Origin of the sequence: Dokdonia sp. (assembly GCF_039945015.1) — a bacterium.
Lineage (GTDB): Bacteria > Bacteroidota > Bacteroidia > Flavobacteriales > Flavobacteriaceae > Dokdonia.
Genome location: NZ_JBDUXP010000031.1, coordinates 133,543 through 159,193, shown reverse-complemented (window position 1 = coordinate 159,193; position 25,651 = coordinate 133,543). Strand labels below are relative to the sequence as shown.

At 34.1% G+C, this 25,651-nt stretch carries 22 protein-coding genes and 1 riboswitch; of the genes, 8 read left to right on the top strand and 14 right to left on the bottom strand.

The features are described 5' to 3' along the window. Positions 1-32 precede the first annotated feature (32 nt). The 3 genes from ABJD27_RS22845 to ABJD27_RS22835 all read left to right on the top strand — a co-directional run bounded on the left by ABJD27_RS22845 (position 33) and on the right by ABJD27_RS22835 (position 2,353). Positions 33-647, top strand: a complete 615-nt coding sequence (locus ABJD27_RS22845; RefSeq protein WP_348169161.1) for a hypothetical protein — start codon at positions 33-35, stop codon at positions 645-647. A gap of 88 nt (positions 648-735) precedes the next feature. Beyond that, positions 736-1,182, top strand: coding sequence for a hypothetical protein (locus tag ABJD27_RS22840; protein ID WP_348169164.1), 447 nt, complete (start codon positions 736-738; stop codon positions 1,180-1,182). Position 1,183: 1 nt separating this feature from the next. Beyond that, complete coding sequence (locus tag ABJD27_RS22835) at positions 1,184-2,353, top strand: hypothetical protein (RefSeq protein ID WP_348169167.1); 1,170 nt, start codon at positions 1,184-1,186, stop codon at positions 2,351-2,353. Positions 2,354-2,456: 103 nt separating this feature from the next. On the opposite strand, the gene nqrF is transcribed toward ABJD27_RS22835, so the two are convergent. Genes nqrF through ABJD27_RS22805 form a run of 6 tightly spaced genes read right to left on the bottom strand, consistent with a single transcriptional unit; the run spans position 2,457 to position 8,518 of the window. Further along, complete coding sequence (nqrF, locus tag ABJD27_RS22830; protein ID WP_348169170.1) at positions 2,457-3,764, bottom strand: NADH:ubiquinone reductase (Na(+)-transporting) subunit F; 1,308 nt, start codon at positions 3,762-3,764, stop codon at positions 2,457-2,459. Between the two features lie 4 nt (positions 3,765-3,768). Beyond that, the gene (gene nqrE, locus ABJD27_RS22825; RefSeq protein WP_348169172.1) at positions 3,769-4,491 is read right to left on the bottom strand and encodes an NADH:ubiquinone reductase (Na(+)-transporting) subunit E; all 723 of its coding nucleotides are present in this window, start codon (positions 4,489-4,491) and stop codon (positions 3,769-3,771) included. A gap of 52 nt (positions 4,492-4,543) precedes the next feature. After that, positions 4,544-5,206: an NADH:ubiquinone reductase (Na(+)-transporting) subunit D gene (locus ABJD27_RS22820; RefSeq protein WP_348169175.1), complete on the bottom strand. Its 663-nt coding sequence runs from the start codon at positions 5,204-5,206 to the stop codon at positions 4,544-4,546. Positions 5,207-5,210: 4 nt separating this feature from the next. Beyond that, positions 5,211-5,960, bottom strand: a complete 750-nt coding sequence (locus ABJD27_RS22815) for a Na(+)-translocating NADH-quinone reductase subunit C (RefSeq protein ID WP_348169178.1) — start codon at positions 5,958-5,960, stop codon at positions 5,211-5,213. Positions 5,961-5,962: 2 nt separating this feature from the next. Continuing rightward, positions 5,963-7,168 carry an NADH:ubiquinone reductase (Na(+)-transporting) subunit B gene (locus ABJD27_RS22810; RefSeq protein ID WP_348169181.1) on the bottom strand — a complete coding sequence of 402 codons (1,206 nt, stop codon included), beginning with the start codon at positions 7,166-7,168 and terminating at the stop codon, positions 5,963-5,965. Positions 7,169-7,171: 3 nt separating this feature from the next. Then, positions 7,172-8,518, bottom strand: coding sequence for a Na(+)-translocating NADH-quinone reductase subunit A (locus ABJD27_RS22805; protein ID WP_348169184.1), 1,347 nt, complete (start codon positions 8,516-8,518; stop codon positions 7,172-7,174). 301 nt (positions 8,519-8,819) lie between these two features. Here ABJD27_RS22805 and ABJD27_RS22800 point away from each other — a divergent pair, with 301 nt between their 5' ends. The 3 genes from ABJD27_RS22800 (at position 8,820) to apaG (ending at position 11,702) form a co-directional block, all read left to right on the top strand. Continuing rightward, entirely contained in the window at positions 8,820-10,079 is a 1,260-nt protein-coding gene (locus ABJD27_RS22800; RefSeq protein ID WP_348169187.1) for a DUF5103 domain-containing protein, read from the top strand. A 77-nt stretch (positions 10,080-10,156) separates the two neighbouring features. Continuing rightward, positions 10,157-11,311: a DUF3667 domain-containing protein gene (locus tag ABJD27_RS22795; RefSeq protein WP_348169190.1), complete on the top strand. Its 1,155-nt coding sequence runs from the start codon at positions 10,157-10,159 to the stop codon at positions 11,309-11,311. Between the two features lie 4 nt (positions 11,312-11,315). Then, positions 11,316-11,702, top strand: a complete 387-nt coding sequence (apaG, locus tag ABJD27_RS22790; protein WP_348169193.1) for a Co2+/Mg2+ efflux protein ApaG — start codon at positions 11,316-11,318, stop codon at positions 11,700-11,702. Here the strand turns inward: apaG and ABJD27_RS22785 are convergent. After that, the gene (locus ABJD27_RS22785) at positions 11,671-12,681 is read right to left on the bottom strand and encodes a DUF6695 family protein (RefSeq protein ID WP_348169196.1); all 1,011 of its coding nucleotides are present in this window, start codon (positions 12,679-12,681) and stop codon (positions 11,671-11,673) included. The genes apaG and ABJD27_RS22785 overlap by 32 nt on opposite strands. Then, positions 12,678-13,394 (bottom strand): NRDE family protein, encoded by a 717-nt coding sequence (locus ABJD27_RS22780; RefSeq protein WP_348169198.1) that lies wholly within the window; start codon positions 13,392-13,394, stop codon positions 12,678-12,680. Before ABJD27_RS22780 ends, ABJD27_RS22785 begins: the two co-directional genes overlap by 4 nt. Before the next feature lie 152 nt (positions 13,395-13,546). Between ABJD27_RS22780 and pruA the strand changes: the two genes are divergently transcribed. Next, on the top strand, positions 13,547-15,172 hold the full coding sequence (gene pruA / locus ABJD27_RS22775; RefSeq protein WP_348169201.1) for an L-glutamate gamma-semialdehyde dehydrogenase: 1,626 nt from the start codon (positions 13,547-13,549) through the stop codon (positions 15,170-15,172). 170 nt (positions 15,173-15,342) lie between these two features. Here the strand turns inward: pruA and ABJD27_RS22770 are convergent, their stop codons facing one another. Together ABJD27_RS22770 and ABJD27_RS22765 are read right to left on the bottom strand one after the other, a co-directional pair. Continuing rightward, complete coding sequence (locus ABJD27_RS22770) at positions 15,343-16,761, bottom strand: hypothetical protein (RefSeq protein WP_348169204.1); 1,419 nt, start codon at positions 16,759-16,761, stop codon at positions 15,343-15,345. 236 nt (positions 16,762-16,997) lie between these two features. Then, complete coding sequence (locus ABJD27_RS22765) at positions 16,998-18,611, bottom strand: class I SAM-dependent methyltransferase (protein WP_348169207.1); 1,614 nt, start codon at positions 18,609-18,611, stop codon at positions 16,998-17,000. Positions 18,612-18,789: 178 nt separating this feature from the next. Between ABJD27_RS22765 and ABJD27_RS22760 the strand changes: the two genes are divergently transcribed. Then, a complete protein-coding gene (locus ABJD27_RS22760; protein ID WP_348169210.1) occupies positions 18,790-19,428 on the top strand; it encodes a carboxypeptidase-like regulatory domain-containing protein in 639 nt (212 codons plus the stop codon). Here the strand turns inward: ABJD27_RS22760 and metF are convergent, their stop codons facing one another. The 4 genes from metF to ABJD27_RS22740 all read right to left on the bottom strand — a co-directional run bounded on the left by metF (position 19,429) and on the right by ABJD27_RS22740 (position 25,359). Next, positions 19,429-20,391 (bottom strand): methylenetetrahydrofolate reductase [NAD(P)H], encoded by a 963-nt coding sequence (gene metF / locus ABJD27_RS22755; RefSeq protein ID WP_348169213.1) that lies wholly within the window; start codon positions 20,389-20,391, stop codon positions 19,429-19,431. A gap of 46 nt (positions 20,392-20,437) precedes the next feature. Next, positions 20,438-23,161 (bottom strand): methionine synthase, encoded by a 2,724-nt coding sequence (gene metH / locus ABJD27_RS22750; RefSeq protein WP_348169216.1) that lies wholly within the window; start codon positions 23,159-23,161, stop codon positions 20,438-20,440. After that, a complete protein-coding gene (locus tag ABJD27_RS22745) occupies positions 23,158-24,153 on the bottom strand; it encodes a homocysteine S-methyltransferase family protein (protein WP_348169219.1) in 996 nt (331 codons plus the stop codon). The genes metH and ABJD27_RS22745 overlap by 4 nt, the downstream gene beginning before the upstream one ends. A 130-nt stretch (positions 24,154-24,283) precedes the next feature. Next, positions 24,284-24,386: riboswitch (SAM riboswitch) on the bottom strand. Positions 24,387-24,594: 208 nt separating this feature from the next. Further along, entirely contained in the window at positions 24,595-25,359 is a 765-nt protein-coding gene (locus tag ABJD27_RS22740) for a GDSL-type esterase/lipase family protein (protein ID WP_348169222.1), read from the bottom strand. Positions 25,360-25,651: the final 292 nt, after the last annotated feature.

Below are 25,651 nucleotides of genomic sequence, written 5' to 3'. Positions count from 1 at the left end.
TTTTAAAAACATTATTCGTAATCATTTTAAGTATGTTAAGCTTTTCATTTACTACAAATAATGAAAAGGAAGAAACATATAGACCTATTCAAGAGTTAAACTCTGACTCACGTTTTATTGGACTATTACAAGATCAACTTCAATTGGTAAATAACGCCAAAGATTTAAAAACATTAGCAAGTTATGATTCCAAAGAAAACTTAAGTAATGCTGACATTAATAAGATTTCAACGCTTTTAGGATATAAAAGTAGAGCAGCATATGAAAGCGCTGTTAAAAGTAAAGTAACTGTTATAAAGGCACTTGAAAAAGATTATAATCTAAGTAAATATTCTAAAGAACAATTAACTCAAATAAGCTTAACAACGATGAATAGCCGAAGTTTTAAAGCAGTTATGCCAACAATAATAGATGGGGATACTGGTGGTGACACAAGTGAATGTGAACGACTTTGTGAAAATTCTCGTATCGCTTGTATTGCGGCAGCGGCGGCAGCGGCAACAGCAGGACACGTGGCTTGTCTTGCTGCAGATACGACTATCATATTAGGCATCGCTTGCCATGCTGCAGTTGCTGCAACGCAAGCAGCTGTTTCTCATCAATGTAATACAACTGCCGCTCAATGTGTTCATGCTTGCAGAAACTAATATTACAAATGCTATGCATTAATGTATAACAATAAAGGTGTCTTAGAGATTTTGTATTTACTAAGACACCTTTTATAAAAAAATCATCATGAAATATCTACTTCTTCTCTTTTTATCCTTCACATCAAGTCTTGTTTTCTCACAATCTGAAACTCTTGATTATAGCATAACAGCAAAAACCAGTTTTAATGGTAGACATTGTAGAGGTACTCACGGGTTATGTAATTTTGACGATGCCGCAAGAGATATAGACTCTAATAGTATTATAACGTATAATGAGGAAAACAATCTGATTGTAATACAAATCGAGCGCACAAAACTAAGTCAAGACGAACAATCTCTAATACTAAGAGAAGATCCTCAGAATTATACAGATAACACACCAATATACTACCTGATGGAAGATGATTTTATCATTCCAAATGGTATTTCTCAGCAACTTCAGATACACAGAGAAAACGTCAGAATACTTCATGGAATGTATCCATTAACTATTACTGAAGACACGATTACTATCACCTTTAATTTAGAATGATATGGTACTATATATAAAACATACGATCTTACTATTATTTGTATTTATAGCTGGTAATATGTATTGCGCTAGTATGAGCGAAAATGACCCACAAGAAAAAATAAACAAAATACTCCTTGAATGGTCGCATGAAGTAAACGAAGTTTTAGTGCATTATGAAAATAACAGATATAAAATTCACACTAAATTATTGAACGTTTCTTCATCTTTAAAAACCACTTCATCTATAGATGATCAAGTAGCATTATTGATTTTAAAAAGCCAACTTCAAGAACAATTAGAATTTATTAATTTATCAGAAATATCTGATGTAAGTAAAATTAGATATCTCAAAGGACTACAAATTATCAAACTACTCTATGAGAAAATGCTATCATTAGATCATCATTTTGCATCTGTGGCAACTTTTAATGAAATAAATAATCTGAGTAATCCCAACAACTATCCACAATTTGTCAAACATAAGGAGGCGCTTAGAAGTAACGAAGGCAAAAAGCAAGGCTTTAATTTATCAAGTATCTTAAACGATAATATTTATACCTCTGTCGTATATTCACTGGTGTCTTTATTTACAAGTAGCGCTCCAAGGCATGAAAAGGAAACTAACATAAAAGAGGTCGAATGTATTTTAGACTTTACATTACGAATGCATAGTGACTTAAAAACCATTTATTTTGAAACTGCATTTTTACAGGAGAGTAATAACAATATTATTGAACAACTAGAACAATTGTTTGTAGATTTTACAAAGCCTATTAAATATCGAGTACCTCTTAAGGAATGTAGAAATACAGATGATTGGTCAAGTATTCATGATGATCTTAACACCTATATAGAAGCACTTAATGAAGCTATTGTAGACGAAAGCAAGCGTTATAAAGCACATAAAATGCAAGTTAATTTAGAGTTCCCTATAGATAGACTTTTGCAATTCATTACACAATACAATAGCTTTATTGATCAAGGAGGGAAGTTCTATGAGAAGTTTGGTATTATGCTCAATAGTTATGAAAATGAGCAACAATGCAATACTCAGATCCCTATAGAGTACAGAAAATTAAAAGAGAATATCACCATCGCTATAGAAAAATTTAATACGGCATATAAACCTGTCGAGATTAATGGTAGTAAAATGAAAGAGATTTTATATGGTATAAGTGAGTATGATTAAAATGCATATGCTTTCGCGAAAGCGTACTCAACAAAAAGCCCGATACAATTAGTATTGTATCGGGCTTTTTGTATATAAGATTTCCGTCTACGCGGAAACTAGATTATCCTCCAAAGTCATCAAATCTGATATTTTCATCTGGAATTCCGAAATCTTCTCCCATTTTTTGAACAGCGTTGTTCATTAATGGAGGACCACAGAAATACAGTTCGATATCTTCTGGCGCATCATGTTTATTTAAATATTGATCTATCACTACTTGATGAATAAACCCGACAAAACCATCTCCTTCACCTTCAGTACTTTCTTTTACTTTCCAGTTATCTTCTTCCATAGGTTCAGAAAGTGCTAGATAGAATTTGAAATTTGGAAACTCTCTTTCTAACTCACGGAAATGCTCTAAGTAAAACAGCTCACGCTTAGAACGACCACCATACCAATAAGTAACAGTACGTCCAGTCTTAAGTGTTTTAAATAGGTGATATAAGTGAGAACGCATAGGTGCCATTCCTGCTCCACCACCTACATATAACATTTCTGATTCGGACTCATTGATAAAGAATTCACCATAAGGGCCAGAAATCACTACTTTATCTCCTGGTTTTTGAGCAAATATATATGAAGAAGCAACACCTGGATTTACATCCATCCATTGATTCTTAGCTCTATCCCAAGGTGGTGTAGCTATACGTACATTAAGCATAATCTCACGTCCTTCTGCTGGAAAAGAGGCCATAGAATATGCGCGCTCTACAGTTTCGTTATTTTTCATAGAAAGAGGCCATAGACCAAACTTATCCCATTCTGCTTGGAACTTATCTGGAGTATCATGCTCTTCTGGATGTGCTGTAATATCAATATCTGAGTATTTGATCTCGCATTCAGGAATTTCAATTTGAATATATCCTCCTGCTTTATATCCCATATCTTCAGGAATCTCAACGACAAACTCCTTAATAAAAGAAGCTACATTATAATTACGTACAACAGTTGCATCCCATTTTTTAATTCCAAATACTTCTTCTGGAATGGTGATATTCATATCCTGCTTTACTTTTACCTGACAGGCAAGACGAGCTCCATGAGCAAGTTCTTTACGGCTAAAGTGAGGAGTCTCTGTAGGCAATGCCTCTCCACCTCCTTCAAGGACGTGACATTCACATTGGATACAGGTTCCACCACCACCACATGCAGATGGTAAGAAAATTTTATTATTACCTAAGGTAGATAATAACGTGCTTCCTGAAGCAACTTCTACTTCTCTCTCTCCATTAATGGTAATCTTAACAGGTCCAGAAGGAGATAGCTTTTGTTTTGTAAATAATAGTAGGCTTACTAATAAAAGTGTAAGTACTAAAAAGGCAACAATCGTGGCGATTACAACGCCAGACATACTAGCAACTAATAACATATGATTATTCTTTTTCGTTTATAGTTGAAACTAGTTCTTCGCTAGTTTCTTTTGTCATTTCTACTGGAGCAACCTCTGCTACAGGTGTAGTTTCTTCTTCTTCTTCACCTCCTGTTAACATCCCTCCAAAACTCATAAACCCAATAGCCATAAGTCCTGTGATGATAAATGTAATTCCTAATCCGCGAAGAGGTGGTGGCACATTAGAATATCTTATTTTCTCTCTAATTGCTGCAATAGCTACGATTGCTAAAAACCATCCTATCCCAGATCCTACTCCGTAGTTAAGGGCAAGTCCTAATGACTGGATATCTCTAGATTGCATAAAAAGTGATCCTCCAAGGATTGCACAGTTTACAGCAATAAGTGGTAAGAAAATACCTAATGAGTTATATAATGAGGGTGAGAATTTTTCTACGACAATTTCTACTAATTGTACCATCGTTGCAATGGTAGCAATAAAGAGAATAAATGATAAGAAGCTTAAGTCATAATCTGCATATTCTGGGCCTAACCAAGCAAGTGCTCCATCACGTAAGATATACTGATCTAATAACCAGTTTAAAGGTACTGTCACAGCAAGTACAAATATAACAGCGGCTCCTAGTCCAACAGCAGTACTTACCTTTTTAGATACAGCAAGGTACGAACACATTCCTAGGAATGTTGCAAATACCATGTTATCTATAAATATTGATTTAAAAAATAATTCTATGTGTTCTAACATAATGTATATTTTGAATGCATACGCTTTCGCGAAAGCGTACTTATAAATACTCCTAGTTTTCTTCTATTAATGCTTTATTACGGCTACGTTGTACCCAGATAATTAATCCAACCACAATCAATGCCATTGGAGATAATAACATAAATCCGTTATTCTCATATCCTAAAGCATAAAGACCTGTTGGTCCCGTCTCTGCATTTCCTATTGGATCTCCAAATATTTTAAATCCAAGTAATGTACCTGAACCAAAAAGCTCTCTAAAAAACCCAACCATAATTAATATCACACCATATCCTAATGCATTTCCTATTCCATCAAGGAAAGAACGCCAAGGTTTGTTTGCCAAAGCAAAAGCTTCAAAACGTCCCATAATGATACAGTTTGTAATAATAAGACCTACAAATACTGAAAGTTCTTTACTTAAAGAATATGCATATGCTTTTAATACTTGGTCAACTATAATTACAAGGGTTGCAACAACAATTAATTGTACAATAATTCTAATTTTTGATGGTATGATATTTCGCATAAGCGAGATCACAACATTTCCAAGACCTAGTACAAAGAGTACAGATATTGCCATCACGATAGATGCCTTAAGTTGTGCTGTAATTGCTAGTGCAGAACAGATACCTAATACTTGAATTGTAATTGGATTATCGTCTGCTAGTGGATCAAGAATTAACTTTTGATCTTTTTTTGATAGTAATCCCATAATATTATTTCAATTTTTGAATATGAGGAATATATGATTTTAATGTGCTTTTGATCATAACTGTCACACCATCACCTGTGATGGTTGCTCCTGCCATAGCATCTACTTCATTATCATCTTTTGTTTTATTTATAGGATCATTATTTCCTTTGGCTACTGTTATCCCAGCATATTTACCATTGTTCATAATTTGTTCTCCTATGAAATCATCCATAAAATAACGTTCCTTAATATTTGCTCCTAATCCAGGTGTTTCTCCTTTATGATCAAAAGTAGCTCCTTGAACAATAAGTTTATCATCTAAAGAAACATATCCCCAGATAGCATCCCAAAGACCTTTACCATATAAAGGGATCACGTAGAATTTCTTACCATCACGTTCTCCTACATATAAAGGTAATTTACGTTCACTTTTAGGGAGTTTGCTTTGCTTCTTCATGTCTACTTTAAAAGCATCTTCTCCTTCAAGAATTTTTCCGTTTTGGATCACAAAACTCTCTTTAATATAGTTTGTGTATGCTTCTTCTACTTTATCAGTAGGTACAAAATTTACAGAGCCTTTATCTTTCCCTTCTTCATCTGTATTTTCGTTTACACCCATAGCATACAGAATACTCTGTTGCTTTTCAAAACGTTCATTTTCTTTAATAGCTGGCTTAAGTCCCGTTGCGAGTGCCGCTAAAATACCTCCTACAACAAATACCATGACTGTTGCAAAACCTATTGTATATCCGTTTCCGTCTGTATTTGCCATAATTAAGCTGTTTTTACTTTTAGACGTTTCATTCTTTTCTTTACATTTCCTTGTACCACATAATGGTCAATCGTAGGTGCAAACACATTCATTAATAGAATGGCTAACATAACTCCTTCTGGGTATGCAGGGTTAAATACACGAATCATTATTGATATAAATCCTGCTAAGAATCCGTATATCCATTTTCCTTTATTAGTTTGAGATGCTGTTACTGGGTCTGTTGCCATAAACACCGTTCCAAAAGCAAACCCTCCTATAATAAGGTGATGCCAGAATTCTGTACTCATCAAACTATAAAACTTACTACTTTCTGAAATCCATCCTTGAGATATAACGCCATTAAAGATCAATCCCATTGCTAAACCTCCAAGTGCCATAGATAACATAATTCTCCAACTTCCAATTTTTGAAAAGATTAAGAATAGTGCTCCTAATAGTATAAGTATGGTTGATGTCTCTCCGATAGAACCAGGAATAAATCCTAAGAACATATCTGACACATCATAATCAAATGCTTTATTTTGCGCAAGACTTCCTAAGATTGTTTCTCCAGAAATAGCATCAGGCTGACCAGTTCTTTCTACAGCTTCTGTTACCCATACTTTATCTCCAGACATCCAGGTAGGATATGCAAAGAATAAGAAAGCACGTATTGTAAGTGCTGGATTTAAGATATTCATCCCAGTACCTCCAAACACTTCTTTACCTATAACAACTCCAAAAATAACTGCTACTGTAAGCATCCATAATGGCGTATCTACTGGTACGATAAGTGGCACAAGCATTCCTGTTACAAGGTACCCTTCTTCTACTTCGTGTCCTTTAATAACAGCAAAGATAAATTCAACACCAAGTCCAACTCCGTAAGAGATAACTACAAGTGGTAATACTTTCCAAGCTCCTTTGCTAAAGTTTTGGAAACTCCAGAAATCTCCGCTAAAGAAACTAGTTACTTGTTCTATGTCACCTACAGCAAGATAATGTTGGTATCCTGCATTAAAAATACCGAAAATCAAACATGGCACTAATGCCATAATTACGGTATTCATCGTACGCTTTAAATCATCTACTGCTCTAATGTGACTTCCGTTATGGGTAGTCTCATTAGGGCTGTATAAAAAAGTATGTATTGCATTAAATGCAGGGGCCATTTTCTTGCCCTCATACTTCATTTTTATTTTGTGTAAGTTTTGTTTTAATCCCATCACTTATCCTATTTCATTATACATCAAGTCAAGACCTTTTCTGATAATATCTTGATGTGGTTGTTTTGATACACAGATAAACTCTGTTAATGCAAAATCTTCTGGTGCTACTTCATACATTCCTAAAGCTTCCATTTCATCTAGGTCATTTACCATACACGATTTTAAGATCTGTAGTGGGTAAATATCTAGTGGGAATACTTCTTCATAGTTACCAGTAACTACAAAAGCACGGTGTTCACCATTTGTATTAGTATCAAGATCGTACTTTTTCTTAGGTTGCATCCAAGAAAAAGTTAATGCTCTTGATGGCGATATCTTATTAAAGACAGGTTTATTCCACCCAAAAAGTTCGTAATCATCTCCTTCTGGAATTGCTACAAACTCATTTGCATAGTATCCTAAAGCTCCATCTGGTTTTATCTGGGTTCCAGTTAATACATTACCCGATATAAAACGGTTTGTATCTCCATCTACTCCAGCATCATATGCAAATGTAGACACCTCTGCTCCTATAATCGTTTTATAGTAAGATGGCTTCTTAACTCCAGATCCTGCAACAGATATAATACGTGTAGCATTAAATGTTCCTGTAAGTAACAACTCTCCTATAATAACTAGGTCATTTGCAGAAACTGTCCAAACAGTTTCTCCTTTATTCACAGGATTTATTTTATTGATAAGAGTTCCTACATTTCCAGCTGGGTGTGGTCCAGAAACCGTATGCGTTACCACATCGTTAAGTCCTGCAAAAAGAGAATTACTTGATCCTATAGATACGTGTACTCCTCCAGATGTAAGGGCATGTAATGCACTTACTGCTACTTGGATTTCTTTTTCTTTACCAGAAAGAACAAAATCTAAGTCTGGAGCAAGTGGTGCTGTATTGTTTCCTGAGATAAATATCGCTTTTGGCTCATTATCTGGATTTGCAATTACATCATACGGACGTTGTTTTATAAACGGCCATAATCCACTAGAAAGTAGTTTTTCTTTAATTTCTTCTGGTGATGCAGAAGATTTCATTTTTCCAAAATCTCTTACTCCTCCTCCATAATCTGCCTCAATGACAAGATCTGTAATCACACGTCGCGCACCACGCTTGATCTCTTTAAGCGTTCCTGCTACTGGAGATACAAAACGTATTTGTTCTTGTGATTTGGAATAGAATAATTCGTCGCCAACTTGAAGTTTTGCTCCTTCTTTGACAACCATTTTAGGAGTAACCAGATGAAAATCTGAAGGTCTGATGGTTATAGTTCTCGATCGTGGGCCCTCAGAAATACTTTTTTCTGCTTCGCCTACTAATCGTATATCAAGACCTTTTTTAATTCTGATGTCTTTTGACATATGTCAGTAGATTTTTGTTATCTAAAACCTTACTATTTTAAGGTGTGCAAATTTACAAATTTCTATACGTTTTTACACCTCGTTAAAAGGGGATGATATTATTTATAAAGATTCTAAATAACAAGATTCTACGTATCTTAAACAAATAGCAGCCATAAAGTCTATTTTAGAGCGTTTATACCAAAGATATTGAGCAAATTAAGAAGGGTTTGTTTAAGAGTACGCTTTCGCGAAAGCGTAAAAAACTTCAAAAACTATCTCGGTATAGATTTTGATTATATTTGACTAATAACTATCACCTATGAAGGCGCCTATTATATTATTATATTTTTTAACTGTTTTTTCTAGTATTCCATTAATTGGTCAAGTTGCAGAAGAAGTTCCTGAACCTAATTATATTAAATCTGTACAATTTAGAGGAGATACATTTTTAGGACAACTCCCTACCGTAAAATTAGGAGAGCCATTACAATTAAGTTTTGATGATATTATAGGAGACGAACGTGATTATTATTATAGAATTACACATTATGATGCAGACTGGACACCAAGTAAACTAGCTCGCTCTGAGTTTATGGTAGGAATGGATAATGTGCGTATTCTAGATATTGAAAATTCTGTCGCAACGTTACAACTATACTCTAATTACCAATTAAACATTCCTAATAAATTTACACAACGTCTTACCAAAACAGGTAATTACCTACTGACTATTTATGACGAAGAACAGGAGCTTATATTTTCTAGGAAGTTTATGATCTACAACCCTATGTTTGCCGTAGGTGTTCAAATTAAACGTTCTAGAGACTTTAATTATATAGAAACAAAACAAGTGGTTCGTTTTTTTATTGACGGTGGAGAACAAATCATTATTAATCCAAAACAAAACATCAAAACTGTTATTATACAGAACAACAATCTTAAAACTGCCATTACTGGAATCACTCCTCAATATACAATAGGCAACAAACTAGAATATCGTTATGACCAAGAGACTGCCTTTTGGGCGGGTAATGAATTTTTCAATTTTGAAAATAAAGATATTCGAGGTTCTACAGCAGCCATTCAATATATAGAACTCAAAAGTCTATACCATAACTACCTATATACAAATATTGCTCGTTATGACATTCCATACACCTATAATCCAGATATTAATGGAAATTTTATCATCACTACACTACAAGGGAGAACCCCTAGGTCTGAAGCTGAGTATGCATGGATTCATTTTGGTTTGAAACACCCACAAATAGGGGAAGGTGAAAAGCTACACGTATATGGTAATTTTAATAATTATACTATTAATGAATCTACTGCATTGACCTATAACCCAAGGACTTCTAGATATGAATTACCTATGTTACTCAAACAAGGTTTTTACAATTACAAATATGTTCTTGTAAAGGCAGATGGAACTATAGATGAATCGCAAGCTGTAAGCGGGAACTACTGGCAAACAGAAAATGAATATCAAATACTTGTGTATTATCGTCGTCCCGGAGGTCGTTTTGATGAGCTCGTAGGAGTAGGAAGCAGTAACTCCTCTGTAATAACAAATTAGAATATACTCTTATACAATTTGGATTTACTTTCTATGTATTTGAAGTAGAAATAGTATAAAACTACTATATTTATCGAATGAAGGAGACTTCGATAAAACCAAATAGTCGCAAAGCCATAAAGTACCGTGGGGTAGAATGCCCTAACTGTAGTCATCCTCTTGATCTTACTGATCGATTTTGTGCTTATTGTGGACAGCTTAACTCCACAAAGCGACTTACACTTAAAGATTTTCTTAATGAATTTGTCTTAAGTGTTTTTACATATGACTCTCGTTTTAGACACACTTTAAAAGATTTACTTTTTAAACCCGGAACGATAACACGTTATTATGTAGATGGAAAACGCTTTCATTATGCAAATCCCTTTCGATTCTTTTTAAGTGCAAGTATTTTTTATTTTATCATTATAGGAGCACTCTCTTTTTTTAATGAGAATGATGTCACTCCAGGAAATATAAATATCAATCCAATTAATGACCAAACTGTTCAAGTAATAGATCAGGCTTTACAAGATTCTATACCGCAAATAGAAGGAATTCCTGTACAATTTAATGATCAAATAAAAACAGCTATTGAAGATGCTAAAAAAGAAACAGAAAGGAAGAGAATAGCAAAAGCAAACGACACCTTAGGGTATGACTATATCGCTCAAAAAGATGTAGACACCTTAAATAAGGTAAATGGATTTTTTAGAAAATTTGAATTATTTAGAGATTTTTACGAAATCACTGATATAACAAGTGCTAGCAAAGCTCTTGATAGCCTTAAGTATGAAAAAACCAAAACGAATGTATGGTTATATAGTAAGAATGAAGTTCTCGAAAGAATTGAAAAAAATCCTCTTCGATTTGCAAATTATCTAGCATCTAAGACACCTTTTTTTCTATTCTTTTTCTCTCCAATTTTTGCTCTTTTTTTCTGGCTTATCTATTCTAGAAAAAGAGCGAACTATATGGAACATTTAGTTTTTATCTTCCATATTTTTAGTTGGATTTTTGTCGTTTTATTAATTTCATTAATACCAGATCAACTACTTGGGGAGCACAATATAGTCGCAGGCATACTACTTATACTTATAGGTCCATTTTATTTTTATAAGGCCTTGAGAAATTTTTATAAGCAAAACCGTGTTATTACATTAATAAAATTTGTATTTTTAAATGTTGTTTTCTTAATATCAACATCTTTATTTGCCTTGATATTTTTTGTATTAACAGCAGCTTTTTACTAATAAGATGGTACAACAGGTTACAAGAGGGATTAAAATTTCGGTAGAAACTACCTTTGAAGGCACATTTTATAAAAACTATAAAATGCACTTTGCCTTTGGATATCGTGTAACTATTGAAAATCAAAGCAAAGATTCTGTACAACTTATGGCACGTCACTGGAAAATCTATGATTCTTTGAACACTCCAGAAATTGTAGATGGTGAAGGCGTTATAGGGAAAAAACCAGTTCTAAAACCTGGAGAAAAACATACATACAGTTCTGGATGTTTACTTACCTCTCCATTTGGAGCTATGAAAGGATACTATCATATGGTAAACTTTACAACGACAAAAAAGTTTAGAGTAAAAATACCCACATTTAAACTAAGTACTCCTTTTGCTCTGAATTAGAAGAAATCTCTTTTCTTATTAAATCAAAACGAAATAATGTTTCGCCTTGTTTAATTGTGCAAAATGCACAGTTACTATCATACACAAAAGCATATTGCTCTTCTACAATAAACCCATTAGGAATAATAGAGATTCCTTTACAGTCAGGAATGCCAGCTTCTGTATATCGAGTAATGACTACATGAGTATCATTCTCTTTTTCTAGATGAAACCAAGCACTACTTCCTATACCTGTTAAAAGTTGAGCTTCTTCTGGAAACACAATCTCCTTTTTCTCTTCTTGAAAATAGGAATTAGGAACTTTTTTATCAAAATAATTGGTTAAGTTTTCTCGTAAAGCAGTAGAGTTATATTCTGAAATAACACCGTTCTCTACTTGAAAAACTTCGCTAGAGGCACTTTTTTCAACATTCCCTACTGTACTGGGTGTAAATTTTTTATTATGATTAAGCCTTTTTATAACATGTTTTTCTTCTGTAGAAGAAAGAATTGTTTCTGTTACAAAACGTGCGCAATTGCTCCCCACATTTCCAAAAGCTTTATAAGGAATACTGCCTTGACCTTGTAAATTTTCAATATAAGCAAGTGCTTTTTCGTAGTTTACAGATTCATTTAATGATGCGACTAACCGTCCTGATCCATGTGTTTTCTCAGGATGCGCATCTAGCCACAACAAAAACTCTTCTAGGTTTTCTAAAGTATTATTTACGATTTGTGCTTTAAAAGGAATTTCTAATTCTGCATCTGTATTTGCCCCTCGTACTCTTCCTAACCCTTCTGGAGTTATATAACGCCCAAAGTCATAATACATCGCATATCCTGTCGCATTTTCGATAAGAACAAGTGCTGCATGTCCGGCCTTTATATGTGTACGCGTGCCTAATCCTACTAAAGGAAGTAGTTTACACATAAGCTCATCAGACATTTTTACAAAAGTGTCTGGAAAAGCTAGAACAATTATTTTACCATTGTATTTCACGCAGTTACTGTATAAAATTCAGTACGATGTTCCTCATCTTTTTGCAAATCAAAATAGGTCATAGTACAGTTTTTATCTGTTTTTTCTACTTGAGTAATACTCACCGTCTTTAAGAAACCTCTATCCATACATACATCTGTACTTTTATCTCCTTCTCCTGCGGTTGTATGAAAACGATACATATCATCTCCTTTTAAAGTATTTTCATTTGAAAATGCTTTAAACCATTCTTTACGTTTATTCTTCATCGTCGTAGTATAAAGCATAGAAGAAGACCAAATTTTAGGTTCGTTTGGTAGCACTGTGACATATACTTCTTGTCCATCCCATACTAGTTCTGTTACTCTTAATTGTAAACTCCAATTTACAGCTATAATTGTAAAAGGCTCGATTCCTTTATAATTAAAAGTTTCTATTGCATTGCTTAAATCTTCGGCTTTAAGAAGTTCTTTTACAACAATACCACGACTCATTTTATAATTTTCTACTCGTATATGATTTTCAAACCCTCCGTTAAGTAAACAAATTAATGTATTTTTTTCAGAAATTCCAATCCATGATCCACCTGCAACTGCATCTTTCGGGAATAACATCTTTACTCCATCTACATCATAAAAATCAGGTCTTAACGTAACCCTACTAACGGCTTCATCTCTATTTGAAGTGATAATAAAATTAGAATCCCCTGTAGGAATAAATGTTACTGTACACATACGCGGATAGTCCGAAAATTAACACGCAACTTACAAAAAATTCTACGAATGAATGTCACAAAACCATAATAGATTGGGGATGTATTTGCTTTCGCGAAAGCGTAAACAATTTCGTACCTTTGCATCTCTTAAAATTAAAAAATAAAACACCTATGGGAAAAGGATTTTTTCAAGTACCAATTGCTGTCAATGAACCTGTAAAAGGGTACGCTCCTGGATCGCCAGAACGTGCAGATGTTGCTAGTGCATACAAAACACTATTTAATGCTCATACAGAAGTACCAATGTACATTAACGGTAAAGAAGTACGTACAGGAAACACAAGAACAATGTCTCCTCCTCACGATCACAAACATATTGTAGGAGAATATCATATTGCTGAAAAATCACATATAGATGATGCCATAGCTGGAGCATTAGAAGCTAGAACTGCATGGGCAGAGCTTCCTTGGGAGCAACGCGCAGGTATTTTCTTAAAAGCTGCTGAGCTTATTGCTGGACCATACCGCGCTCGCATTAATGCAGCAACAATGATTGCTCAGTCTAAAACAGTACATCAAGCAGAAATAGATGCTGCCTGTGAACTTATAGATTTCTTGCGTTTTAACGTTCAGTTTATGACAGATATATATAACGAGCAACCTGAGTCTTCTTCTGATGCTTGGAATCGTTTAGAATATCGTCCTTTAGAAGGTTTTATCTATGCAATCACTCCTTTTAACTTCACAGCAATCGCTGCCAATTTGCCAGCTAGTTGTGCAATGATGGGAAATGTTGTCGTATGGAAGCCATCGGATAGTCAAATGCTTTCTGCAAAAATCATTTTAGATATTTTTCGTGAAGCGGGAGTTCCAGATGGAGTTATCCAAGTTGTACACGGAGACCCTGTGATGATTACTGATACTGTTATCGCAAGTCCAGATTTCTCTGGATTACACTTTACTGGATCTACTCATGTATTTAAAGATCTTTGGGCAAAAATTGGAACCAATATCCATAATTACAAAACGTATCCTCGTATTGTTGGAGAAACAGGAGGAAAAGACTTTATCGTCGCTCATCCATCTGCTCCTGCAAATCAAGTAGCTACTGCTATTGTACGTGGTGCTTTTGAATTTCAAGGACAGAAATGTAGTGCTGCAAGTCGCGCATACGTTCCTGCTAGTTTATGGCCAGCAGTTAAAGAGCAAGTAATTAACGATGTGAACTCTTTCAAAATAGGATCTCCAGAAGATATGGGTAACTATATTACTGCTGTGATTCACGAAGGTTCTTTTGACAAACTTGCTTCTTTTATAGATCAAGCAAAAGTAGATGCTGGAGCAGATATCATCGTAGGTGGTGGACATGATAAATCAAAAGGATATTTTATTGAACCTACTGTTATTGTAGCAGAAGATCCAAAATACACGACTATGTGTACAGAGCTTTTTGGCCCTGTCATTACTATATATGTTTATGATGATGCAGATTGGAGTGCTACGCTAAAACTTGTAGATGAAACAAGTGAGTACGCATTAACAGGCGCCATCCTTTCTACTGATCGTTATGCAATACAGGAAGCTACCAAAGCCCTTCAAAATGCCGCAGGTAACTTCTACATTAATGATAAGCCAACAGGAGCTGTTGTAGGACAACAGCCTTTTGGAGGAGCTAGAGCTTCTGGAACAAATGACAAAGCAGGTTCTGCTTTAAACTTATTACGTTGGGTAAGTCCTCGTATGATTAAAGAAACATTTGTAACTCCTACTAATTACAGATATCCATTTTTAGGATAATAATTTTTTCGCTTTCGCGAAAATGCATAAAAAAACACCGCCTGAAGGCGGTGTTTTTTTATAGTGTAAATGAATATAATAACTAACACCAATTTTCATTTATTTAAATCTACTTCTTAACAAAGTCATTTTCCCTTTTCCCACTAAACTATCTTCATTACCTATAAATTTTAATCACAGTTATTTCCCGTACAGTCAATAAGACTATTATTAGTTGAGATTCCAGTATAATCATCTGGCCAATTAGTAAATGTATTACCGTTTATATATGCTGAAGCTTCATCATTAAATTCTGCCATTAATCTTATACCATATAAAACATTTGTATTTATGTTTGGTTTTTGTACAGCATTAACATTAACAATGTTATTATTTTTAACTTGAATGTTTTTTGCATTCCTTATTTCAATTCCTCTTTCAAAATTTGATATATAAAATTCATTGTTATTAAATTGGATATTTTCAGTTTCTTGTAATGAATTTATTTTTCTAATTAAAACACCTTGATTGAATATATGATCATCTGCATAAAATTGAGTTGGTTCTATTTTAAATGAATTTCCTCTAAAAATCATATTTTGTACGTTTCCAAGTATGCGAGTTTTCCCAATGCTATCATTAAACCTGATAGAAATATTTTCACTCGATATAAAGGTTAATCTATTCCCATGAAATGTATTTAGTGCAAGTACATTACTTACAGAATTATGCTGTTCAACATTTGTGAAAGCAATTGCATATTGATCATTAACATCATTAACATCAGTTGGAACAAAAATAGAACGTGGAAGAAAATCATTATTTATAATTTGCACTCCTTTGTATGAATCACCGTGTTCAAAATCTATATATTGTGTATCTGCATTAGAAAAAGTATTATTTCTAATAATTATATTATTACTCACACATAAGTCGGGAATGCCATCGGCATCATCTCCATTCCAACCTAAAGTTAACGTGTTTCTATTTACAGAATCAAAAAAACTGTTTTCAACAATAATATTATCCGAACACCCTATATTTAATGCATCTCCATTAGCATCAAGAGAACTAATGTTTCTAATTAATATATCCTCAGAATCTCTAATTCTAATATTATTACCTTGCTCTCCTGGGAGTGTTTCACATAAATTATCTCTATTTCCATTTAAAAACAAATTATGAATTTTAATATTCTTGGAGTCTTTTATATGTATTAATCTCACGCTACAGGCATCATTCGAATCAGCCTGTCTTATTTCTGAACAAGCCCCATCCCCAACTATCTCTATACCAGCAAAATTTCTAAAATCAAGCACAGAATATGGTGTAAGATTACCATTTGCAAGAGCAATCGTTGGCACAAGGTGTACACCAGACTTAAAGTATAGTGTTACTTCTTCTGCAGGATTCAGCCCACCTATTATTGACAATAAATCATCACCTTCTTCTATATCGATGATATTATCTGGAAATAAAGCATTAGATCGAATAAAAAAATCACAAGCAGAAGAAGTAAAATCAACAGTAATATTTTCTTCTGTAAGATTATCTTCTTGTGAACAACTATACAAAACAATAGTAATTAAAATGAATACGAATTTTCTCATAATTTATATACGCAGGAGATTTGGTTAATAAGAGTTTTAATGAAATTATTAATTTTTATTTTACTAATTTATTTAAATCTAACATACGTATCGTTTTTAACAATTAATACCATAATTAAAATAAAAAAGTAGACAAATTGAAAATACTTATTTATAGATCAACATTACCCCAACTAATTTTAGTGTAAGAAATAATAATCTTCACTATTCCTGTAATAATTATAACTTATTAACTACTACTTCGTAAACAAATTCACTGTCACCGAAGCCAAGTCAGAATTTGGGAATTTCTGTCCCAAACGCTTATCAGGATGCAATCCTGCTTCTCCTAAAATTTTACGAAATACAGGGACTTCCAAAATATACTGATCAGAAAAACCGTGGGTAGCATCATATGCAGTTACTGCTGTTTTTCCAATATGTTGTGCAGTAATCTCTGGCGGTACCGTATGTAATTCAATAACCAATAGTCCAAATTTAGACACATAAGGCTCCCATCGCTCAAAGTGCTCTAATAAAGAATCTTCTACCAAGTGGTTTGGGATCCGCGCACCTTCATATGCATACGCTCCTGTAGAGTCACTTATCCGATTCTCAATTTTAGGCTGAGGTGCATTCCAAATGCGATTGTGATCTAGGAAAGAACGCACATTTAATAGTTCTCCTAAAGCAACACCATAATTATCTTGAAGATCTTGTGCCAATTGATCTGGATCTCCTATGTCTCCCCAAACGACTTTTGCCCAGATTTCTGCTTGCACCAAATTTCCTTTGGTAATATTTAAAGCGGCTTCATTATAATCTGCTCCTACCAAAATAAGAGGATGTTCATCTAGCATACTTCCTCGCAAGGTTTGTTTTTCGATCACATTAAAAAGATGAATCAAAAAAGCGCCATTACCACAACCCATATCGAGTATTCCTTTAGGTTGTTGCTCAATAGGTTTATTAAATAAATGAATAATAATCTCATCTACTACTTTAAAATAACTGGCATGTGCCCCCCCACTTCCCCATACATTCATCGCACGATCTACATGTCCCTCTTTATTTCCGTCTCCAGCTTCTTTTGCAGCTCTAGGGTTCCCAAAAAGCAATTCGTCTAATTTGCGCAACGTTGGTATATAAGAAACTGTAACCCCATATGCACTAGCACGTTTTGCATAGAAGAGGCCTTTCTCTGTAAATTGATAGGTTCCATTATGAGATGTAAACAAACCAAAATGGCATAAAATATCTAATAAGCCTTTAAAGTTATCGGCATCTTGATGGAATTCTTCTGGTTTAAAACTAGCTTGCATAAAATACTTATGAAACATGCCACCCATTGCCAGATGCACTAGCGTGGGTCCTAAAATGATTCCTTCTAAATGCTTTAAAATCTGATGTTGAATCTCTCCTTCAACAATATCTTCAGAAGCAGTCAGTCCATACCTTTCCTTAAACTTATTAAAAATGTCTTTCAACATCTGGAAAGGAGCTGTCTCAAACTTTCTGTCATGAAATTTTTCTGAATATTTCTGTAAATTAACTACATCTTCATACACCCAAAACAGCTCAAAAGCTATTTTACTAGATGAAATAATACTATAAGTGATATCTCCCCCATCGCTATCAAGGTCTTGAGTAAGCCATCCTTGAGAACATAATATTCTTAAAGCAACATTAAGATACCCTTCATTAGCGTCAAAAGATTTTGTTAACTCAGACAGAGTACACTTCCCTTCTTTAAGTAATTGATTTGTAATGCCTTTTGTGTGTAAGGTGTAAGCAACTGGAGCTGTTACAATTCCATCCAGATGTCTAAATAAATCCGAACGATATATAGAATAATTATTTTTTGCAGTCATATTTCTAAATATAGTAAAATTACAGCACACCAAAATGGCATAAACCTTAAGAGAAATACAAATGTTTTTATTACCATTTAAGTTCAATACCTCACTCAAAAGGATCATTCACTCATTCATCATTTTTTAAAGAAATACATTCATCTATGTTTGAAGTCTATAACCAAGCATTCATCTTATGAAACAAATTACACTTCTCTTTATCGCATTTCATTTCTTTGGACTTACATCGGCACAATCTACTATCGAAGGTTCGGTATCTGATAGAATAACACCATTACCTTGGGCAAATATTCATATAAAAAATAGCACTATAGGTGCCATTTCTGATGAAAAAGGAAATTTCACATTAGAAGCAAAGAAAGGTGACACACTCTCTATTTCGTATACAGGATATCAAACCAAAGAAGTTGTGATTGATCATCAAGAATCAATAGCAGTTATGTTAGAAAATGAATCATTGGATGAAGTAGTAGTAACAGCTTGGGCACCGAGAAGGATTTCTTGTGGAATTACGTGTTATACAATAATAGAGATCACCGAAGAAACTACAAATGCTTCAAGAGCAAAAAATACTCCATCACTCTACCCCAATCCATCTTCAGATGGAATATTCAACCTCAAGATGGCAAATTCTTACAAAGAAGTACAAGTTTTTGTGACTACTATATTAGGACAACAGATACAATCACGTACGTATCAAAAGACGCAAGGTGTCATTTCTTTAGATTTATCACCTTTCCGAACAGGAGTTTATTTAATTAATTTCATAGCAGATGGTGAGCAATTACCTACGCAAAAAGCCATTAGAGGATAGTTAAAAAACAGTGGCTGCAATCTTTTTAATATTATCACTCTTTCCCATAGAATAATAATGCAACACAGGTACTCCTGCTTTAATGAGTTCTTTACTTTGAGCAATGCTCCATTCTATTCCTACTTGACGTATGGCTTCTGTAGTTTTACACTTGATCACTTCTTTTACAAGCGTATCAGGCATATCTACACTAAAACGTTGCGGGATAAGATTTAATTGTTTTTTTGTCGCAAGTGGTTTTAATCCTGGAATAATTGGTTTTGTAATACCTGCTTTACGGCATCTAGCAACAAAATCAAAATATTTCTGATTATCAAAAAACATTTGCGTCACCACATACTCAGCACCTGCATCTAGTTTTTTCTTTAAAAAATGAAGATCACTTTCTATGCTTGGAGCCTCCAAGTGTTTTTCTGGATAACCAGCGACACCTACACAAAAACTTGTCTTTGCACTATTGAGCAAATCTTCATCTAAGTATTTTCCTTGATTTAAATCCATGATTTGCTCTACAAGATCTTGAGCATATGCATTTCCGTCCTTATTTGGCTTAAAGTACGTCTCACTCTTAACCGCATCTCCTCGTAATGCCATTACATTTTCTATTCCTAGAAAATCCATATCTATCAAAAAATTTTCTGTATCTTCTTTTGTAAATCCTCCACATAATACATGAGGTACTGCATCTACTTGATACTTGTTTTGGATTGCCGTACAAATACCGACTGTACCAGGGCGTTTACGCACGATCTTCTTTTCAAGTAATCCGTCAGGACGCTCTTTATAAATGTACTCTTCTCTATGGTAGGTCACATCAATAAACGGAGGATTAAACTCCATCAATGGATCTATATGTGAAAAAATAGTTTCTATATTCTGCCCTTTAAGAGGTGGTAATATTTCAAAAGAAAATTCTGTTTTTTTGGTTTTTATAGCGTTTGCTATATGATCTTTTACTTTCATAATTTATGCTCACATACATGAGTATCTTTTAATGATAATTCTTTATTTAATCTGCTATGTTTGGTGCTAGCCATTTTTCCGCTTTCGCGAAAGCGATCTCTTTACGATTTGCAAAGTCATGCACTTGATCTTCTCTTATTTTCCCTAATCCAAAATAACGTGCTTCTGGATGTGCAAAATAATATCCACTCACACTCGCAGCTGGCCACATAGCTAAGCTATCTGTAAGGACTACTCCTATACTTTCTTCTACTTCTAAAAGTCTCCATATCGTTTCTTTTTCTAAATGATCTGGACACGCTGGATATCCTGGCGCTGGTCTAATTCCTCTATATTTTTCTTTAATGAGTTCGTCATTTTCTAGTATCTCATCGTTTGCATATCCCCAATGATTTGTACGCACTTCTCTGTGAAGATATTCTGCAAAAGCTTCGGCTAGACGGTCGGCTAATGCTTTGATCATAATAGCATTGTAATCATCTAATGCTTCTTCAAACTGCACTGCTTTCTGGGCTGTTCCAAAACCTGTTGTCACACAAAAAGCACCCATATAATCTTGTAATCCGCTTTCCTTAGGAGCAATAAAATCTGCTAGCGCTATATTAGGTTTTCCTGTAGCTTTTTGAGATTGTTGTCTGAGGGTTCTGAAAATTTCTCTCTGTTCTTTGGGAGTTGCAGAGACAACTTCAATATCATCGTCATCTATCGTATTTGCTTCAAAGAGTCCAAAAGTCGCTTTGGCAGTGAGCCATTTTTCATCAAAAATTTGTTGTAGCATTTCTTGAGCATCTGCAAACAGCTCAGTCGCTTGTTCTCCTACGACATCATCTGTTAAGATATTTGGGTATCGTCCGTGTAAATCCCAACTTCTAAAAAATGGAGACCAATCTATATAGTCTTCAAGCAATCGCAAATCAAAATTTTCTATGGTTTGTATTCCTAATTGTTTTGGTTTTACGATATCCTTGGCATTCCAAGTAATTGGAAATTTATTATTACGCGCTTTTTCTATCGAAATATATTTCTTAATGCGTTGTCTGTTGTTAAAGTTTTCGCGAAAGCGTGCATACTCTTCTTTAAGATCTTGTTTATAAATATCTTTTTTACTGCTTGTTGGGTTTGATATGTCTTTTTCTTTGGTTAATAAATCTCCCACCACAGTTACAGCCCGCGATGCATCATTTACGTGTACAACAGCATTTTTATATTCTGGGTCAATTTTTACAGCAGTATGAGCTTTACTAGTTGTTGCTCCTCCTATCAAGATAGGGATTTTAATATCTTGTCGTTGTAGTTCTTTAGCCAGATACACCATTTCATCTAGAGATGGTGTAATCAATCCGCTTAATCCAATCACATCTACTTGATTTTCCAGCGCAGATTCAATTATCTTTTCTGGAGGCACCATCACACCTAAGTCAATAATTTCATAATTATTACATGCTAAGACTACCGAAACAATATTCTTCCCAATATCGTGTACGTCTCCTTTTACAGTTGCCATTAACACACGACCTGCAGATTCACTTATTCCTGATGTACCGTTCTTGCGTTTTTCTTCTTCGATAAATGGCAATAGATAGGCTACTGCTTTTTTCATAACCCTAGCACTCTTTACTACTTGAGGTAAAAACATTTTTCCACTCCCAAAAAGATCTCCTACCACATTCATTCCTGTCATCAAATGTCCTTCAATCACCTGAATAGGGGTTGTAACTGATAAGCGAGCTTCTTCTACATCTTCTACAATATACTTGTCTATTCCTTTTACTAAAGCTCTTGTAATTCTGTTCTGAATACCTTCTTCTCGCCAAGCTTCGGTTTCTTTTTCTGTAACTGCTTTTTGCCCAACAGTCTCTGCAAAGTCTAGCAATCGTTCTGTAGCATCTTCTCGTTTATTGAGAATAACATCTTCTACATGTGCTAGTAAATCTTTAGGAATATCGTCATATACTTCCAACATTGATGGGTTTACAATTCCCATATTCATTCCTGCTTCAATCGCATGATATAAAAAGACAGAGTGCATGGCTTCCCGCACTGTATTGTTTCCGCGAAAGCTAAAAGAAACATTACTCACTCCTCCACTTACACTACAATGTGGTAAATTATTACGCACCCAACGAGTTCCTTCTATAAAATCAATAGCATTAAGTTTGTGTTCATCCATCCCTGTTGCTACAGGAAATATATTGAGGTCAAAAATGATATCTTCTGGTGCAAAATTGACTTCATTTACCAAAACATCATACGACCGTTTTGCTATCTCTATACGTCGTTCATAGGTATCTGCCTGTCCTACTTCATCAAAAGCCATAACAATAACAGCTGCTCCATATCTTTTAATAAGTTTTGCTTGTTGTATAAATTGTTCTTCTCCTTCTTTAAGGCTAATAGAATTTACGACACATTTCCCTTGTACAACTTGTAAGCCAGCTTCTATAATGTCCCATTTTGAACTATCTATCATAATAGGAACACGGGAGATGTCAGGTTCTGCAATAACAAGATTTAAAAAACGGACCATGGCTTCTTTTCCATCTATGAGACCATCATCCATATTAATGTCTATAATCTGGGCTCCATTTTCTACTTGATCACGTGCAACTGCGAGTGCTTCATCAAATTTTTCTTCTTTAACAAGACGTAAAAATTTTCTTGAACCAGCAACATTTGTACGTTCACCAACATTTATAAAATTACTTTCTGGTGTAATAATTAATGGTTCTAGTCCTGACAGTTTAAGGTATTTTGGAGTTTCTTTTATCATAGTACTATAGGTCTTGGAGTAACTCCTTCTACAAGAGTAGTAATTGCTTGAATATGTGCTGGTGTTGTACCACAACACCCTCCTACAATATTTACTAAATTCTTATCTACATAATTTTTAATTTGAATTGCCATTTCTTTTGGAGTCTCGTCATATTCTCCAAAAGCATTAGGCAATCCTGCATTAGGATGTGCAGAGATTCCTACTTGTGTTCTTGATGCAATGGCTTCTAGATGTGGTTGTAATTGCTTTGCCCCTAGTGCGCAATTAAATCCTACAGATAGTAAAGGAATATGCTGAATAGAAATTAAGAATGCTTCGGCAGTTTGTCCAGAAAGTGTTCTTCCTGATGCATCGGTAATCGTACCGCTAATCATCACAGGAATATCACTATTGCGTTCTTCTTTTACTTCTTCTATCGCAAACAGTGCCGCCTTTGCATTAAGCGTATCAAAAACGGTTTCTACCAATAGTATGTCTGCTCCTCCATCTATTAGAGCTTCTACTTGTTGTTTATAAGCAATACGGAGTTCATCAAAAGAGATTGCTCGATATCCTGGGTCATTTACATCTGGAGACATGCTTGCTGTCTTATTGGTAGGACCAATACTTCCTGCAACAAAACGCGGTTTATGTGGTTCTTTCTTGGTAAATGATTGTGCGACTTCTTTGGCAATTTTTGCAGAAGCGTAATTCAATTCATATACGATATCTTCCAATTCATAATCTGCCATAGCAATCGTGGTGCCAGAAAATGTATTGGTTTCTACAATATCTGCTCCTGCGGCAAAGTATTTACGATGTACTTCTGCAATCGCCTCAGGTTGCGTGATACTCAATAAATCATTATTTCCTTTAAGGGGAATATGAAAATCTTTAAAACGTTCTCCTCTAAAATCTTCTTCAGAAAATTTATAGGCTTGTAACATCGTTCCCATGGCACCATCAAGAACAAGGATGCGCTCTCTAAGCGCTTTATATAGTGTATTCATTTTTTCTTCTCTAATCTATTCATTTTCAGAACATTGAATTATCAAAAAGAAATATGTATATGCGTAAATTTTACGATTTACACATTAACAATTATATATCAAGAATGGATGCAAGGCAATGCCTTGTTTTGTGTTATCTATACCTAAAACGGATAGAACGTAGCACCTTCTTTCAAGAGAAAGGGTTGCTAAGGTTTCACAGGGTCTAATCCCTCCACCTTTCTTGATAACTTTTCAATATGTAATGAACTTCTTACTTGCAAATATTGCGATAGAAAATTGGAATACGCAAGCTTTATTAGATAAATTTTCCTCTATTATCGAATTAATCCTGTTTTATAGAAAAAAAATCTATAATTCTTGCAAACTGTAGATTATATTAATCAGTTATTACTATAAACCTCTCAGAAACAAACTAACGGAATATTTCAAAATACAATACTAAAATAAAATTTGCATGGCGTCAAAATATTGATTTGCAACTTTCTGAGCACCTAACTGATTGTAATGAACATTATCTGCATAATCCTCATCTGTTAAAATTGCAGACATATCTACTACCACCACTCTTGATAGTAATGTAGTTTTATTAATAGCAATATCAGAGATCGCATTATTAAAAGCAATATACCTAGCTTGATCTAAATCACTACTTTCTTGAAAACTTGTTGTTCCTGGAGCTATTTTTTCTATAAAGATTGTCATAGAAGCATTAGTTTCCTGTAGTTTATCTATAATAAGGTTCAAGTATCTCAAAGAATTATCAACAGGAACTCCTTGTACTAAATCATTTCCACCTATTCCGAGAAGAGCTACATTCCCTATCATATCTGGGTTATTAACAATCAAACTATCTAGCCTGCCTAAGACTTCATTGGTTTTATCTCCACCTTTTCCTTCATGATTAGTATCAAATGGCGTATCTTGAAAATTCGGATATATTCTTTCATCAATTCTAGTTCCTAAAAAATCTACATCCTTATCTTCACTTTTTAAAAGCTTCCATAATTCGTACCTATAACTTACAAAATCTGTTTCGTGACCTTCAACTCTAGAGTCTCCAATTGATAATATTTGAAAAAATTCTATTTTTTCAGGTAAATCATCCTCATTACTACAGCTTAAGAATATAAAACTAGCAATTAGTAATATCACATAACGGCGCACAAATATTGGCCTTAAATTCTTTTTCGATAAAATTTTCATTAAAACGTAGGTCTAATCTAACTTAAATAATAGTTAGTAAAATTAATAACACAATTATTGAATACTCACTTCACTAGGGGAGAAAAGTTAAGCATCATTTTAAAACAATAAATATCTAATGTGTTAATAAAGCAGGGGTCTCTATAGCATTATACTAATAATTAAAACGACACATAAATTTTGTGTTTTAATAAAAAGAATATAGTATGGTCTTTAGGGATTAACCATTCAATTCTCATTATCGTTTTATTGTATAATTCACGATATTTTTTTTACAAAGATTATACTTGAA

Excerpts from the sequence above, each read along its gene's own strand:
- ABJD27_RS22810 (WP_348169181.1), bottom strand. The coding sequence starts at position 7,168 with ATGGGATTAAAACAAAACTTACACAAAATAAAAATGAAGTATGAGGGC.
- ABJD27_RS22835 (WP_348169167.1), top strand. The coding sequence starts at position 1,184 with ATGGTACTATATATAAAACATACGATCTTACTATTATTTGTATTTATA.
- ABJD27_RS22770 (WP_348169204.1), bottom strand. The coding sequence starts at position 16,761 with ATGAGAAAATTCGTATTCATTTTAATTACTATTGTTTTGTATAGTTGT.
- nqrF (WP_348169170.1), bottom strand. The coding sequence starts at position 3,764 with ATGTTATTAGTTGCTAGTATGTCTGGCGTTGTAATCGCCACGATTGTT.
- ABJD27_RS22820 (WP_348169175.1), bottom strand. The coding sequence starts at position 5,206 with ATGGGATTACTATCAAAAAAAGATCAAAAGTTAATTCTTGATCCACTA.
- ABJD27_RS22740 (WP_348169222.1), bottom strand. The coding sequence starts at position 25,359 with ATGAAAATTTTATCGAAAAAGAATTTAAGGCCAATATTTGTGCGCCGT.
- ABJD27_RS22840 (WP_348169164.1), top strand. The coding sequence starts at position 736 with ATGAAATATCTACTTCTTCTCTTTTTATCCTTCACATCAAGTCTTGTT.
- ABJD27_RS22760 (WP_348169210.1), top strand. The coding sequence starts at position 18,790 with ATGAAACAAATTACACTTCTCTTTATCGCATTTCATTTCTTTGGACTT.
- metH (WP_348169216.1), bottom strand. The coding sequence starts at position 23,161 with ATGATAAAAGAAACTCCAAAATACCTTAAACTGTCAGGACTAGAACCA.
- pruA (WP_348169201.1), top strand. The coding sequence starts at position 13,547 with ATGGGAAAAGGATTTTTTCAAGTACCAATTGCTGTCAATGAACCTGTA.
- metF (WP_348169213.1), bottom strand. The coding sequence starts at position 20,391 with ATGAAAGTAAAAGATCATATAGCAAACGCTATAAAAACCAAAAAAACA.
- ABJD27_RS22795 (WP_348169190.1), top strand. The coding sequence starts at position 10,157 with ATGAAGGAGACTTCGATAAAACCAAATAGTCGCAAAGCCATAAAGTAC.
- ABJD27_RS22745 (WP_348169219.1), bottom strand. The coding sequence starts at position 24,153 with ATGAATACACTATATAAAGCGCTTAGAGAGCGCATCCTTGTTCTTGAT.
- ABJD27_RS22780 (WP_348169198.1), bottom strand. The coding sequence starts at position 13,394 with ATGTGTACAGTAACATTTATTCCTACAGGGGATTCTAATTTTATTATC.
- apaG (WP_348169193.1), top strand. The coding sequence starts at position 11,316 with ATGGTACAACAGGTTACAAGAGGGATTAAAATTTCGGTAGAAACTACC.
- ABJD27_RS22765 (WP_348169207.1), bottom strand. The coding sequence starts at position 18,611 with ATGACTGCAAAAAATAATTATTCTATATATCGTTCGGATTTATTTAGA.
- nqrE (WP_348169172.1), bottom strand. The coding sequence starts at position 4,491 with ATGTTAGAACACATAGAATTATTTTTTAAATCAATATTTATAGATAAC.
- ABJD27_RS22845 (WP_348169161.1), top strand. The coding sequence starts at position 33 with ATGTTAAGCTTTTCATTTACTACAAATAATGAAAAGGAAGAAACATAT.
- ABJD27_RS22815 (WP_348169178.1), bottom strand. The coding sequence starts at position 5,960 with ATGGCAAATACAGACGGAAACGGATATACAATAGGTTTTGCAACAGTC.
- ABJD27_RS22805 (WP_348169184.1), bottom strand. The coding sequence starts at position 8,518 with ATGTCAAAAGACATCAGAATTAAAAAAGGTCTTGATATACGATTAGTA.
- ABJD27_RS22800 (WP_348169187.1), top strand. The coding sequence starts at position 8,820 with ATGAAGGCGCCTATTATATTATTATATTTTTTAACTGTTTTTTCTAGT.